The organism is Flavobacterium sp. P21, from assembly GCF_050632225.1.
In the GTDB taxonomy this organism is placed as follows: domain Bacteria; phylum Bacteroidota; class Bacteroidia; order Flavobacteriales; family Flavobacteriaceae; genus Flavobacterium.
In genome coordinates this window covers 26,883-41,236 of sequence record NZ_CP192585.1, presented here as the reverse complement: position 1 = coordinate 41,236, position 14,354 = coordinate 26,883, and the positions used below count along the sequence as shown (strand labels likewise).

Here is a 14,354-nt window from a genome sequence, read left to right as displayed (position 1 = left end):
AACCGATGCAGGCAAGCGATGTTGATCGTTTAGGATATGGAGATTGTAAAGCTTTGTCTAACTATACAAAAGCACTTTTGCAGGCAGTTGATGTGCCTTCATACAATACCATTTTATATGGCGACCGTTATAAATCTAATATTCAGTCTGATTTTGTTTCAATGCAGGGAAATCATATGATTTTGGCAATTCCAAATGGTGATAATTATACTTGGTTGGAATGTACAAGTCAAGATGATCCTTTTGGATATCAAGGAACTTTTACAGATGATCGTGATGTTTTAGTAGTAAAGCCAGAAGGTGGCCAAATCGTTCGAACAAAAGTATATGATGACAAAGGAAATGCCCAAAAAGATAAAGGAATTTACACCATTGATGAAAACGGAAATTTTTCAGGTTCAATTTCAATTGTGTCTGAAGGCTCTCAATACAATGAGAAATTTAGAATCGAGAATTATCAGCCAACAGAAAAAGAAGCGCATTATAAAGAATATTGGGATAATATCAATAATTTAAAATTAGGCAAAATCGCATTTTCAAACGATAAGGAGAATATTCGTTTTACCGAAGATGTACAACTAAGCGCAATAAATTATGCTTCTATTTCTGCAAACAAAATGATTTTTGCTCTGGATGTTTTCAATCAAAATAATCAAAGTGTGAAGCGCATCAGAAACAGAAAAAATCCATTTGAAATTCAGCGTGGCTATTTGGATTCTGATGAAATTGAAGTGAATCTTCCAGCTGGTTTTTCGATCGAGTTTCTTCCTGCTAATTATGAATTGAAAGGGAAATTTGGAGAATACAAAACCGAAATAATCAAAAAAGATAATAATAAGCTAGTCTATAAACGAAGCATGTTTTTAAACAAAGGGAAATATTCAAACAAAGAATATGATGAATATCGCCTTTTTATGGAACAGGTTTCAAAAAATGATAACGCCAAAATAATATTGACCAAAAACTAATCATAAACCAACCAAAGAATTACCAAAATGAAACCAATTAAATTTTTTAGTCTTGCAATCACGTTATTGCTTTTTTCAAAAATAACAGCTCAAGAATTCAAACTAGGAAAAGTAACTGTTGCAGAATTAGAGCAAAAAGTACATCCGAAAGACTCGGCGACTCCAGCGGCTATTTTGTACAAAAAAGGAAAAGCAAGAATTGAGTACGATCAAACTGATGGTTTTGTTACTGTTACAGATGTCGAAGCCAGAATTAAAATTTATAAAAAAGAAGGTTACGATTGGGCAAATAAGGCAGTTTGGTATTATAAACAGTCTAATTTTACTGAAAAAGTATATTTTTCAGATGCTTACACCTACAATTTAGTAAATGGAAAAATTGAGAAAACGAAGCTTAAAACAGAAGGCACATTTGACGAAGTTTTGAATAAATACAGATCTCAAAAGAAAATTACGATGCCTAATGTAAAGGAAGGTTCAGTAATTGAATACAAATATACCATCAAAAGTCCAAGTGATCGATCTATCAGAGAATGGGAATTTCAAGAAACTATTCCAGTAAATTACTCTGAGTTTATGACAGCTATTCCAGAGTATTATGTTTTTAATTCCAGACAAAAAGGATATGTTTTTCCTAAAATGACGGTTGAAAAAAGCCCAAAATCGATCATTTTTACAAATAAAGAAAGGTCTCAGGGGCAAGTTTCTACAACGACATTTAGTACAGATAAAATTGATTATACTGAAACAAGAACGACTTATGTAGCACAAGATTTTCCAGCAATTAAAGAGGAAGCTTTTGTTAACAATATGGATAATTATGTTTCAAGTATTCAGCATGAATTATCGATGACAAAGTTTCCAAATTCACAAATGAAGATGTATTCTACAGATTGGAATTCAGTTGCAAAAACCATTTATGATTACGAAAGTTTTGGCCCAGAATTAAATAAAACAGGTTATTATGAAGATGATTTAAAAGCCCTTTTAGCTGGAAAAAATACACCAGAAGAAAAAATATGGGTTATTTTAAATCACGTGAAATCTAATGTGAAATGGAATGGATATAGAGGTTATGACTGTGACAATGGAGTTAAAAAAGCGTATAAAGAAAAAACGGGAAATATTGGTGATATTAATTTGATGTTGACTTCAATGCTTCGTTACTCAGGTTTGGAGGCAAATCCCGTTTTGGTAAGTACACGTGAAAACGGAATAGCATTATTTCCTAACAGAACAGCTTTTGATTATGTAATTGCGGCGGTTGAAACACCAACAGGTTATTTGTTATTAGATGCATCTGATAAATTTTCGACACCAAATATTCTTCCTTTCAGGACTATAAATTGGACCGGAAGATTAATTCGTAAAGATGGCACTTCTGAAGAAATTGAGTTGACACCAAAAAAACTTTCAAATGATGTTGTTTTTATGAGTTATAGTATTGATGCCGAAGGGAAAATATCAGGAAAAACCAGAAGACAATGTTCAGATCACATGGCGCTACTAACTAGAGAAAAAATAGATGGTGTTAAACAAGAGGATTATCTGGAAAAATTAGAAAACAAAAACGGAAAAATTGAAATCAACGATTACACCCGAACAAATGAAAAAGAAATTTTACTGCCTACTATAGAAACCTATTCATTTACAGGAAATGATTTGTGCGAAATAATTGGAGGCAAGATTTATGTTAGTCCGATGTTATTTTTTACCAATGATAAAAATCCGTTTAAACAGGAAGTTCGAGAATATCCTGTAGATTTTGGATTCCCACAATTGGAGAAATACAGTATCAATATCCAAATTCCGGATGGATTTACGGTTGAAACTTTGCCTACTTCAGCGGCGATAAATATGGAAGACAATGCAGGAAGCTTTAAATTTGTTGTAGCTCAAAATGGCAATAGTATACAATTCTCTATTGCAAGCCAAATTAATGATGCCATTTTTTCTGCAGAAAAATATGAAATGTTGAAAGAATATTTTAAAGGAATGATTGCAAAAGAAACTGAAAAAATTGTTTTAAAAAGAATTTAAAAAATGAGGTTTTCAAGTTTAACGTTTACCATTTTATTTTTACTCATTTCGTTAAAAGGACAATCTCAAAGTTACGAACTTGGGAAAGTTACAATTGCTGAACTGCAGGAAAAATCAAATCCAAAAGATACAGCGACTCCGGCCGCTATTTTGTTTAAAAAGGGAAGAACTTTTTTTACTTATAACAAAGATGTTGGTTTTTCGGCCAATCATGTTTACGAGTTTAAAATCAAAATTTACAAAAAAGAAGGCCTTAAATGGGCGGATCAAAAAGTGCGTTTTTATATTGGTTATGAAAATTTAAACGAAGATCGTTTGGAGTTTTCAAACGCGATTACGTATAATTTGGAAAATGGCACAATTGTAAAGACAAAACTAGACAATCAAGGAGCTTTTAAGAAAAAAGTCAATAAATTTTGGAAAGAAAAAACAATAACGCTCCCTAATGTAAAAGTGGGTTCAGTTATTGAATACAAATATGTTTTGAAATCGGAGAATATTGTAAAGTTGCCTGATTTTGAAATTCAATATGATATTCCTGTAAATTATGTCGAATATAAAACAGAGATTCCAGAATACTTTATTTATAAACCAATTCTAATTGGAAATTATCCTATAGAATCTGTTGCGAAATTAGAAGGAAGAAGTCAGAGTTATGAGAACGAACATAATCAATCGACTATACTTTCTTTTAAGCAAATCAGTACTTTATATAAAGGAAAGGATGTTCCGGCATTGAAAGATGAACCTTATGTAAATAATGTCGATAATTATAGAGGTTGTATTCAGTTTGAAATCGAGCGCGTTCGTTATCCGGATAAACCAGATAAAGATTATGCACTTACTTGGGAAGGTGTTGCAACGAATATCTTTAAAAATGAACATTTCGGAAAAGAACTTAATCAGAAAGATTTCTTGGTCGATGATGTCAAAAGATTATTGACTGGGGTTGAATCGCAGAATGATCGAATGAATATCATTTTCAAATATGTTCAGAATAAAATGCATTGGAATGAAGAAAATGATTATTATACTGATAAAGGAATTGCAAAAGCCTACACAGATCAAACTGGAAATGTAGCCGAAATTAATTTCATTTTAATCAATATGCTAAAACTAGGCGGTATTGATGCAAATCCGGTTTTAGTTAGCACAATCGAAAATGGCGTTCCAGTTTATCCAACGAGAACAGGCTTCAATTATGTAATTGCAGGCGCGCTCATAGACGGAAAACTAGTTTTGCTAGACGCGACCCGTAAATACACATGTCCAAACATATTACCATTGAATGTTTTAAACTGGAAAGGAAGGTTAATTAAAATTGATGGATCTTCGCAAGAAATCAATTTAGACCCCACTGCATTGTCTAAAGAATTTTCGACTGTTTTTGGCAAAATAAATGAAACCGGCAAAGTTGACGGTAAAATGAGAATTCAAAGAACAGATTATGAAGCTTATAATTTCAGATCAAAACATTCAGAACAAAATCAGGAAAATTATCTTGAAAAGTATGAAGAAGAACTGGGAGATTTAAAAATCGCCAATTATAAAATTGAGAACGCGAAGGTTAATTTTTCAGATCCAGTAATAGAAACTTTTGATTTTGCATCTGATAATGTTGTTGAAACTATTGGAAAACAAATGTTTATTAATCCGCTTTTGTTTTTTACTCGATCTAAAAACCCTTTTACTCAGGAAACAAGGCAGATGGGAATTTATTTTGGATATCCTACACAGGAAAAAATTAGTTTGAGTCTCGAAATTCCAACTGGATACATAATAGAATCGATGCCAAAACCAATTCGTATTACATCACAAAACAAAGAAATCACATATACTTTAAATATTTCAAACCTCGAAAATAAAATTCAAATTAGCTGTATCAAAGAAATAAACAATAGTATTTTTGCGGCTGGCGATTATGATGGATTAAAAAACCTTTTCCAACAAGTCATTGCCAGCCAAAATGAAAAAATTGTCCTTAAAAAAATATAGCAATGAATTTGAAAAATGCACAACTTGATGTTGATACTTGGATAAAAGAACACGGTGTTCGTTACTTTAACGAATTGACCAATATGGCACAACTTACAGAAGAAGTTGGAGAAGTTGCCCGAATTATTGCACGTCGTTACGGCGAACAATCTGAAAAAGAAAGCGATAAAAACAAAGATTTAGGTGAAGAATTAGCCGATGTTGTTTTCGTAGTTTTATGTTTGGCGAATCAAACGGGAATCGATTTGCAGGTCGCTTTTGACAAAAAAATGGATTTAAAATCGGTTAGAGATAAAGATCGTCACAAAAACAATGATAAATTGAAATAATTGTGAAATTTCAACGTGAATTTTGATTTACGAACGAGGAGTGGTAAATTGCGCACTCGAATTATATTTCTAATAATTCGCAACTTATAATCAAAATCATGAATTTAAAATTAACGACGAATTCACCATTCACAATTGATGATTCGCAACTAAATATTACTGGTTCAAAAAGCGAAACGAACCGTTTGTTATTACTAAAAGCATTATTTCCAAATATTACTTTAGCCAATACTTCAAATTCTGATGATAGCGAAGTTATGCAAAAAGCATTAATTGGCAATGACGAAATTGTAGACATTCATCACGCGGGAACTGCAATGCGTTTTCTTACTGCTTATTTTGCAGTAAATGAAGGAAGAGAAGTGGTAATGACAGGTTCTAGCAGAATGCAGGAACGTCCAATCAAAATTTTGGTTGATACTTTAAGACAATTGGGAGTTGAGATCTCTTATGAAAAAGAAGAAGGTTATCCGCCAATCAGAATAAAAGGAAAAAAGTTACGGCTTCAAAAGTAAACTTGGCGACAAATGTTAGTAGCCAATATATTTCAGCACTTTTGCTTGTAGCTTCTAAATTAGATAATGGTTTAGAATTGACATTAGAAGGAGAAATTACTTCAATTCCTTATATCAAAATGACTTTGGCATTGTTGACTGATTTGGATATCAAAACAAGTTTTGAAGGAAACGTAATTAAAGTTTTCCCTAAAGAATCTGTCGAATCAAAAGAAATGGTGGTAGAATCGGATTGGAGTTCGGCTTCTTATTTCTTTAGTTTAGTGGCTTTATCTGAATCTGCAAAAATTACTTTGAGCAGTTATAAAGAAAACAGCCTTCAGGGAGATTCAGAATTAGTTTCTCTTTATGAAAAAATGGGTGTGAAAACGACTTTCCAAAATAACAAAATGACTTTGGAAAAAGTAGCAGGATTCAATTATCAAGACGTAAATTTTGAATTGAACAATACTCCAGATATTGCTCAAACAATTGTTGTGACATGTTTAGGTCTAGGAATTGGATGCCACTTAACTGGTCTTCATACTTTAAAAATTAAAGAAACAGACAGATTGGAAGCGTTAAGAATTGAATTGACAAAATTAGGCGCAAATATTTCGGTAACCAATGACAGTTTGACTTTAGTGAAATCTGATAATATCAATCACGACGTAAAAATCGGAACATATAACGATCACCGTATGGCAATGGCATTTGCTCCATTGGCAATCAAAGTACCAATTATTATAGAAGATGCTGGAGTAGTTTCTAAATCATATCCAGATTTCTGGAATGATTTAAAAGCATTGAACTTTCAAATCTCAGAATTGTAATTTTTTTGAACCATATAAGAAATATAAGTTCATTTAAATTAAAGCATAATAAAACATAGCCTCTGGTTTCAACCAGAGGTTTTTTTATGCATATCTAAAAGCAAACCCGACAGGTTTTCAAAACCTGTCGGGTTTAATAAAAAAACAGTTAATATGAACTTATATAATTGATATGGTTTGAAAAATACATTTTTAATGGTTCGTGAAACCTCACAAAATCAAGGACTTTTGAAAATAAACGTCAAAACACTTGACAACGCCTATTTCACAATCGTATATTTGCAAGCGATTTAAAATTTTGGATAAAAAAATCTAAGATTGATATTTTAAAATCTAACTTCAAATATGAAATTATCACACTTCAATTTCAATTTACCGAAAGAACTTTTGGCTGAATTTCCAGCAGAAAACAGAGATGAGTCTCGCTTAATGGTAATTGACCGTAAAAAAACACGATCGAACATAAAATGTTTAAAGACGTTATCAACTATTTTGATGACGGAGACGTTTTAATTCTTAATAATACAAAAGTTTTCCCTGCGCGTTTGTATGGAAACAAAGAAAAAACGGGAGCTAGAATTGAGGTTTTCTTATTAAGAGAATTAAATTCTGAGCAACGCCTTTGGGATGTTTTAGTAGATCCTGCTAGAAAAATCCGTATTGGTAACAAACTTTATTTTGGTGACGACGATCTCGTTAGTTGCTGAGGTAATTGACAATACAACTTCTCGTGGTAGAACTTTACGTTTCTTATACGATGGTTCTTATGAAGAATTCAGAAATAAATTGACTGAACTTGGAGAAACTCCAATTCCTAAATACATCAACAGAGATGTTACTCCAGAAGATGCTGAAAGATACCAAACTATCTACGCAAAAGAAGAAGGAGCTGTAGCGGCGCCAACTGCTGGTTTACACTTCTCAAAACACCTTTTGAAAAAATTAGAAATCAAAGGAGTAAATTTTGCTGAGGTAACTTTACACGTAGGTTTAGGAACTTTTAATCCAGTTGAGGTTGAAGACTTGTCTAAACACAAAATGGATTCTGAGGAATTGATCATTACTCAGGCGACTTGTGATATTGTAAACGAAGGAAAAGCAAAGAAAAAACGTATTTGTGCTGTAGGGACAACTTCTATGCGTGCAATCGAAAGTTCTGTTTCTTCGGCTAATACTTTAAATCCTTACGAAGGGTGGACAAATAAATTTATTTTCCCTCCTCACGATTTTAGTATTGCAAACTGTATGATCACAAACTTCCATACACCAAAATCAACATTATTGATGATGATTTCTGCTTTCTGTGGACACGATTTAATGAAAAAAGCATACGAAGAAGCAATCAAAGAAGGATACAAATTCTATTCTTACGGAGATGCGATGTTAATATTATAATCTGATATATTTTCAGATTCAAACCCGACAGTTTTTCAAAACCTGTCGGGTTTTCTGTTTTTAATGGTTTCAAGTTTCTCCCGAAGCTTCGGGATCAAGTTTGACGTTCGATGTGAAATTTAAACGCAAAGTTCGCAAAGTTTTTTGCTCAGTTTGTGTTTGCCAAGTGCATAAGAACGCAAAGCTTTGCGAACTTTGCGGTTGAACCTCACTAGTATATCAACATTAAACTTGATCCCGAAGCTTCGGGAGAAACTTCAAACAAAATAAACAAAAATTGTTATTTTAGCATCCAAAACAAAAAACAATGACTTTTCAAAATACACGCGAATTTGCACGAGGGCTAGATTCGAAAGACGCATTAAACCATTATCAAGATCAATTCATTTTTCCAAAAGTGAATGACAAACGAGTAATTTATTTTACTGGAAATTCTTTAGGATTACAGCCAAAAAGTACCAAAGCTTATATTGATGAAGTAATGAATGATTGGGCAGAACTGGCAGTTGAAGGTCATTTTTATGCTGAAAAACCTTGGTGGGATTATCAGGAAAGATTTTCTGAACCGTTAAGCAAAATTGTAGGTGCGCTTCCGTCTGAAGTCACGGTAATGAATACTTTGACTGTGAATCTTCATTTGTTAATGGTTTCGTTTTATCAACCAAAAGGAAAACGTTACAAAATTATCTGCGAAGAAAAAGCTTTTCCATCAGATCAATATATGTTTCAGAGTCAAGTAAATTTTCACGGATACAAACCTGAAGATGCCATTGTAGAAATTAAACGCAGAGAAGGAGAACATAATATTCGTCTAGAAGATGTTTTGGCAAAAATTGAAGAAGTAGGAGATGAGCTTGCTTTGGTTTTAATTGGCGGAGTAAATTATTACACGGGACAAGTTTTTGATATTAAAACAATAACTGTCGCCGGACAAAAAGTGGGAGCAAAAGTAGGTTGGGATTTGGCACACGTCGCTGGAAATATCAAATTAGAACTTCACGATTGGAATGTAGATTTTGTCGCTTGGTGCAGTTATAAATATATGAACTCAGGACCAGGAAATGCTTCGGGATGCTTTGTTCATGAAAAACATCATAATTCAGATTTACCAAGATTTGCCGGATGGTGGGGACATAACAAAGAGCGCCGTTTTAAAATGGAGCCAAATTTTGATCCTGTTCACGGAGCAGACGGATGGCAGATTAGCAATCTACCGGTTCTTTCATTAGCGCCTTATTTGGCTTCTGTAGAAATGTTTGCTGAGGTTGGAATGGATGCTTTGATTGCAAAACGTGATCATATTACATCTTATCTAGAATTTATTCTACATGAAATTGATAAAGAAGTAGAAAGTACTTTTGAAATTATCACACCTTCAAATCCTGAAGAAAGAGCTTCGCAATTATCTGTTTTCCTTCACGGACAAGGACGAAGTTTGTTTGATTATTTAATGAAAAATGGTGTAATAACGGATTGGCGCGAACCAAACGTTATTCGTCTTGCGCCAGTTCCTTTGTATTCTTCATATGAAGATATGTACGACTTCGGGCAAATCTTGAAAAAGGAATTTTAGGGAAGTAAAAAATAATCTCGCAATTCCGATAATCATCAAGGTCAGATTAGCCAAGTTTTTTTAGCCACAGATTAAACGGATTAAGAGGATTTTTGAATTGCCTCCAGCTTTAGCTGGATGGGTAATTATAAAATAGATAAAGGCTTTAGCCGAACTGTAAAGGTTTGGCTAAAGCCTTTCTAATTAGCATTCACTTTTCCATCCAGCTAAAGCTGGAGGCTACTCAATTAAAAATGAAAAAAATAATTCGATAAATCTGTGTGAAATAATTTCTGCACATTTTGTAAAATCATTTTAATCCGTTTAATCTGTGGCTTTAAATAAAAATCTTCTAATAATATAAACTTTCCGAAAAATTCTGTAATAAGCATTATAGCAGATATTCCGTATTTTGTAGTGTATAATTTTAAAAAACTACAATCATGAAAGGCTTATATATTTTATTAGCAACAATAATTTTTACTTCTTGCCAGAATCAGAGCAAAGAAGATTTAAATAAAGCCAAACAAGCCAGTATTGATTCAATGAAAGTTGAAATTAACAAGCGACGTGTTATCGATTCAATGAAGACTGAAATGGCTAAAGTAGAAGAGAAACAGAAAGCAGAAGCTCAAAAAGTTGTAGTGGTTCATCAAAATGATGGAACAGCAACTGCAACGCCGGCAAAAAGAAAGGTTGGAGTTCAACTGCTAAAGGAGCTGTAATTGGTGCTGGAGTTGGTGCGACAACCGGAGCAATTGTCAGCAAGAAAAAAGGTGAAGGTGCTATTATTGGTGGTTTGGCCGGTGCTGGAGTAGGAGCTGGAACTGGTGCCATAATCGATAGCAACAAGAAAAAGAAAGAATAGTTTTACATAAAGAAACGCCGATTTAAACATTTTAAATCGGCGTTTTGTTTTTAGGCTAATTGCAATGTCGGAATGTGAATTGCGTTTAATTCTGATTTATAAAAGTCGAATTGCTTTTTGATTTTTGCTTCGTCGGTTTTGAAATAAAAAGTCTCCGAAAACAGGTTTTGATAATACTCAATTCCTTCCAAAATATTTGCTTTAAAGGAATTCCATTTTTTTAGCTGATTCGCTGTAACTTCTCCAGAAATGGTTTCGATTTCATTTCTAAAATAATCCACATACATTTTCAATTCTTTCACAAACATATTTGGGCGATCTGTTCTTAAAACTGATTTTCCTTGATAAATATGTTGAACCATTTCTTTCAGAGAAACTTCTTGATCGAAATACGCTAAATTTGGTCCCGGACAAATAACCACACCTTGCGCCTGACCTTTTATTTTAATATCATTTTCCAAATACGAAGCATTTGCCAAACCGACACATAAGCATGATTTTTCCGTAATCTTGATTTTGCTTTTTTCGAATTCTGAATTGGTTAAAGAATCTTTTTTTAATTCTAATTCTTCTAGTTTTATATCTTGATATTTTTTTGAAGCAGTACAAATTCCATGCGGATCATATTCTTTGCTTAAAGCTAAAAATTTCTTCGGACAAGAACTTCCGGCTTTATTTTCGTGAATTCTTTTTTGTTTTAAAAATTCATTTGTTGTGCCTTTCAAAGTATTAAACGGAACTCCCAAAGGCGAAATGTTGCTCAAGTAAAAATCTTCTTCTTTAGCATTCATCAATAAATTACGAGTTTCTTTATCTACAGAAGTTGCTTCTGGAACTAATAAAAACGGAGAACCCCAACCAACAGAATCTACTTGATATTTGTCTAGTAAAAATTCATGTTCTTCGGCAGTTCCTACGCCACCTTGAACTGTAATTTTCAATTCAAGTGGGTTTTCTGGAAAACGCTGATTTTTTACTTGTAAAGCCTTAGTCATTAATTCATGGGCAGATTGTACCAATTGCTCTTTTTTCTGCTTGAATTCTTCTAAAATAGTACCTAATAAGAGTCCGTCAGTTGCAAAAGCATGTCCGCCACAGTTTAATCCAGATTCGATACGGTATTCTGAAACCCAAAGTCCTTTTTTAGCAAGGAAATTTCCTTGAATCATTGCCGATCTGAAATCACTAACTTTTAAAATGATTTTCTTTTTCAGCTCGTTATTTTCATTGGGAAAAAAATCTTTAAAGTTTTCAAAATAACCAAACAATCTCGGATTCATTCCAGCTGAAAGGACAACAGAGGATTCCAGATTGCTATTTGCAAAACCTCTCAGCGCCGCATGCGCATCGTTGAATTCAATTGGAAGCTGTTCGTTTTTGATAAAATTATCTTTGTCAAGCTTCGTCATGATATTCACATCGATTTCTCCAGGAAAAAGTTGCGATTCGATATAGTGCTGAATGTTTTCTTTGAAAGCAATTCCGTCATCTAATAAATTTTGAAATCCTTTTTTGATGTCAGAAGTATTTGGCAACATCGACATGAAATTTTCGAGAGCCGTTTTGCTTTCAGCCAATTCAGTTTTAAAACTTTCGAATTTTTCTTTTACAATTTTATCGACTAAATTCAAATAAGATGTAATTCTTTCAGCACGATAATCATGAAATTTCTGAGTGATTTCTTCGTATGGGATATTGAATTTAGTGCTATAAAAGTTACGCATCTTTTCAATCAAGTCGTCATCAGCAAGTGCAATAACTGACGAAATCCCGTATTGCGCTACACGAATTGGACTGTCTATTGTATATGCAAGACCCATTACAGGAATGTGAAAAGTGTGTATAGGTGTTTTTGCCATTTGTCTTCAGATTAAAATAAAGGCAAATATTGAAAAAAGGATTTTCCTAAAACCTGATAATTGTCAGGTTTGTGGGTAAAGTTTTTATAGCCACGAATTCGCGAATTTTATTTAAAATAAATGCGTAAAAAAATAATACTACGAATTATAAATTAAATATAGCCCGTGGTTTCAACCATGGGGAACGTATTGTGAGAATGTGTTATGGAAATTCTTTGTAGAAATACATTGCGATCCTGCGGTTGAAACCGCAGGCTATGTTGACAAACTATATCAGCATGTTTTCCTCCACGACCTGAGCGTTAGCGAACAGGCGAAGCAATTACACCAATTTACACTAATTTCTTTTTCTAATTTTACCATATATTAAATCATTTTAATCCTTTAATCTGTGGCAAAAAAACTATATCAAAATCTTCTTCAAAGACTCGGCAATACTTCGCCATAAAAAATTGTAGAATGATTTTTCCTGAATTCTTTCGACTTCAACATCGGCAGTTTTGGCTTGGTCTTTTGAGTCGTTTTTGACTAATAAATTCGCGATTGCCGATTTAAGTTTGGCTTCTTTTTCAGGATTTTTCTTTTTGTACAATTTGACTTTTAGGTCGTCATAATCTAATGAAGCATTTCCTTTTGAAACATTATCATTTCCGTAAAAATTGAATCGGTATTTATTAAAAACTCCGCTGAAAGAAGCATTCATATAGGGCTTACTGAATTGCCCCATTGCTTGAACATCAAAATTTGAAATTACGCCCTGAATATGAAATGCATCTGTTTTGTCTAAAACATTAAAACTCCAATCAACACTTAAAGGAGAATTTTTCATGAAAAGGGTTTTTACTTTGATTTTAACATCATTTGTTTTTTTCAAACCAAAACCACTTTTCAAATTTGTCGCCTGCAAATTAAATCGATCAAAAGTCAAAACTCCTGGACCTTTAGAAAAATCTATTTCTTCTTCATAAACTAATTTTGATTTCAAAACTTGCAAAGTATCAATCTGAAGCGGAAATTTCAGGTTTCGTAGCAAATGATTATACAAATACTTTTTGCTTAAATCATCTTTTGGTATTTTGTCGCGATAAATATTAGCGACAAAATGATGGATTACAAGAGAGTTTGCTTTAAAGAAAAAGCGATCGTTTTTAAATCCCCAATTCATTTTTGCAATTTGTGCCGAATCAAATTTCAGGGTATAAATGTCTTTTTCCTTTTCTAAACGCTTAACAAAATTTCGTCGGTTGAATTGCGGAAGATTAGAAAAATTATTGATTTTTAGAAAATTCTTTTCAGTGCTTATTTTGTCGATATTGATATGATAAAAAGCGTTTGGTCTATAAAATAAACTGTCAATTACCAATGCATAACTTTTATATTGCGGCCGGAATTTTTTCTTTTAAAGTGGCGTCGGTTATTAAAATGCCTTCTAGTTTGAGAAGAATTTTTTTAATGCTGAAAATTGGTTTTTGTGTATCTAAAGAAACCACATCGACGGTTCCGTCATTTAAGTAAATATTTGAAACGCCGACGATTTTTTGAAAAGGTTCGACTATTTCGTTTTTAATGCTTTTGCTGTTGTTGATGAGTTTTTCGCCTTTTTTATATAAAATCACCCGAGGCCTGTTTATGATAATACTTTCGGCTTGGATAATATCATGAAAAGCTAAATCCCAAATATTAAAATGTTTAATCGTTATAGATTCTATTTTTGAAAAAAGTCCATTTTTGCTGTCTTTCGGCTGGTTTTTCGGACTAACTAATAATGTCTGAGCGTAAATATTCCTGGAGAAAAGTGAAACTTCAATTTTTTCGTAATTAATATTATAAACCGTTTTGTTTTTTTCATGAACAATAATGGGAAGCTGTTTTTTTATCCAATAATTCAGCCCAATATTAGCAAAAATTACGAGCAGAAAAAGAGAAATTATTCCAATTGCTATTTTTTTATAGATCGACATTTATAGTATTAATTTTAAATACATAAATTTAGACTTTAAAAAAGAAGAATATTTACATTA

The 14,354-nt window shown here is 32.7% G+C and carries 11 protein-coding genes and 2 pseudogenes; 10 read left to right on the top strand and 3 right to left on the bottom strand.

Annotated elements, in window-relative coordinates:
* The first annotated feature begins 5 nt into the window (after nucleotides 1-5).
* The 10 genes and pseudogenes from ACQ9BO_RS00200 (at nucleotide 6) to ACQ9BO_RS00155 (ending at nucleotide 10,474) form a co-directional block, all read left to right on the top strand.
* Entirely contained in the window at nucleotides 6-968 is a 963-nt protein-coding gene (locus ACQ9BO_RS00200) for a DUF3858 domain-containing protein (RefSeq protein WP_431243189.1), read from the top strand.
* 27 nt (nucleotides 969-995) lie between these two features.
* Nucleotides 996-3,008, top strand: a complete 2,013-nt coding sequence (locus ACQ9BO_RS00195) for a DUF3857 domain-containing protein (protein ID WP_431243188.1) — start codon at nucleotides 996-998, stop codon at nucleotides 3,006-3,008.
* Between the two features lie 3 nt (nucleotides 3,009-3,011).
* Nucleotides 3,012-5,003: a DUF3857 domain-containing protein gene (locus ACQ9BO_RS00190; RefSeq protein WP_431243187.1), complete on the top strand. Its 1,992-nt coding sequence runs from the start codon at nucleotides 3,012-3,014 to the stop codon at nucleotides 5,001-5,003.
* A gap of 2 nt (nucleotides 5,004-5,005) precedes the next feature.
* Nucleotides 5,006-5,332 carry a nucleotide pyrophosphohydrolase gene (locus ACQ9BO_RS00185; protein ID WP_268847921.1) on the top strand — a complete coding sequence of 109 codons (327 nt, stop codon included), beginning with the start codon at nucleotides 5,006-5,008 and terminating at the stop codon, nucleotides 5,330-5,332.
* A gap of 98 nt (nucleotides 5,333-5,430) precedes the next feature.
* A pseudogene (locus ACQ9BO_RS00180) lies at nucleotides 5,431-6,659 on the top strand (3-phosphoshikimate 1-carboxyvinyltransferase).
* A gap of 345 nt (nucleotides 6,660-7,004) precedes the next feature.
* Nucleotides 7,005-7,366, top strand: a pseudogene (locus ACQ9BO_RS00175) (S-adenosylmethionine:tRNA ribosyltransferase-isomerase).
* A complete protein-coding gene (gene queA / locus ACQ9BO_RS00170; protein WP_431243186.1) occupies nucleotides 7,341-8,054 on the top strand; it encodes a tRNA preQ1(34) S-adenosylmethionine ribosyltransferase-isomerase QueA in 714 nt (237 codons plus the stop codon). The pseudogene ACQ9BO_RS00175 and the gene queA overlap by 26 nt, the downstream one beginning before the upstream one ends.
* A gap of 307 nt (nucleotides 8,055-8,361) precedes the next feature.
* A complete protein-coding gene (gene kynU, locus ACQ9BO_RS00165) occupies nucleotides 8,362-9,627 on the top strand; it encodes a kynureninase (protein ID WP_431243185.1) in 1,266 nt (421 codons plus the stop codon).
* 422 nt (nucleotides 9,628-10,049) lie between these two features.
* Nucleotides 10,050-10,331 (top strand): hypothetical protein, encoded by a 282-nt coding sequence (locus tag ACQ9BO_RS00160; protein ID WP_431243184.1) that lies wholly within the window; start codon nucleotides 10,050-10,052, stop codon nucleotides 10,329-10,331.
* Nucleotides 10,331-10,474 carry a hypothetical protein gene (locus tag ACQ9BO_RS00155; protein WP_431245042.1) on the top strand — a complete coding sequence of 48 codons (144 nt, stop codon included), beginning with the start codon at nucleotides 10,331-10,333 and terminating at the stop codon, nucleotides 10,472-10,474. Before ACQ9BO_RS00160 ends, ACQ9BO_RS00155 begins: the two co-directional genes overlap by 1 nt.
* A gap of 50 nt (nucleotides 10,475-10,524) precedes the next feature.
* Here the strand turns inward: ACQ9BO_RS00155 and ACQ9BO_RS00150 are convergent, their stop codons facing one another.
* The 3 genes from ACQ9BO_RS00150 to ACQ9BO_RS00140 all read right to left on the bottom strand — a co-directional run bounded on the left by ACQ9BO_RS00150 (nucleotide 10,525) and on the right by ACQ9BO_RS00140 (nucleotide 14,294).
* On the bottom strand, nucleotides 10,525-12,333 hold the full coding sequence (locus ACQ9BO_RS00150; RefSeq protein ID WP_431243183.1) for a hypothetical protein: 1,809 nt from the start codon (nucleotides 12,331-12,333) through the stop codon (nucleotides 10,525-10,527).
* A 403-nt stretch (nucleotides 12,334-12,736) separates the two neighbouring features.
* Nucleotides 12,737-13,696, bottom strand: a complete 960-nt coding sequence (locus ACQ9BO_RS00145; RefSeq protein WP_431243182.1) for a hypothetical protein — start codon at nucleotides 13,694-13,696, stop codon at nucleotides 12,737-12,739.
* Between the two features lie 10 nt (nucleotides 13,697-13,706).
* Nucleotides 13,707-14,294 (bottom strand): hypothetical protein, encoded by a 588-nt coding sequence (locus tag ACQ9BO_RS00140; protein WP_431243181.1) that lies wholly within the window; start codon nucleotides 14,292-14,294, stop codon nucleotides 13,707-13,709.
* Nucleotides 14,295-14,354: the final 60 nt, after the last annotated feature.

Excerpts from the sequence above, each read along its gene's own strand:
- kynU (WP_431243185.1), top strand. The coding sequence starts at position 8,362 with ATGACTTTTCAAAATACACGCGAATTTGCACGAGGGCTAGATTCGAAA.
- ACQ9BO_RS00140 (WP_431243181.1), bottom strand. The coding sequence starts at position 14,294 with ATGTCGATCTATAAAAAAATAGCAATTGGAATAATTTCTCTTTTTCTG.
- ACQ9BO_RS00190 (WP_431243187.1), top strand. The coding sequence starts at position 3,012 with ATGAGGTTTTCAAGTTTAACGTTTACCATTTTATTTTTACTCATTTCG.
- ACQ9BO_RS00195 (WP_431243188.1), top strand. The coding sequence starts at position 996 with ATGAAACCAATTAAATTTTTTAGTCTTGCAATCACGTTATTGCTTTTT.
- ACQ9BO_RS00200 (WP_431243189.1), top strand. The coding sequence starts at position 6 with ATGCAGGCAAGCGATGTTGATCGTTTAGGATATGGAGATTGTAAAGCT.
- ACQ9BO_RS00185 (WP_268847921.1), top strand. The coding sequence starts at position 5,006 with ATGAATTTGAAAAATGCACAACTTGATGTTGATACTTGGATAAAAGAA.
- ACQ9BO_RS00150 (WP_431243183.1), bottom strand. The coding sequence starts at position 12,333 with ATGGCAAAAACACCTATACACACTTTTCACATTCCTGTAATGGGTCTT.
- ACQ9BO_RS00160 (WP_431243184.1), top strand. The coding sequence starts at position 10,050 with ATGAAAGGCTTATATATTTTATTAGCAACAATAATTTTTACTTCTTGC.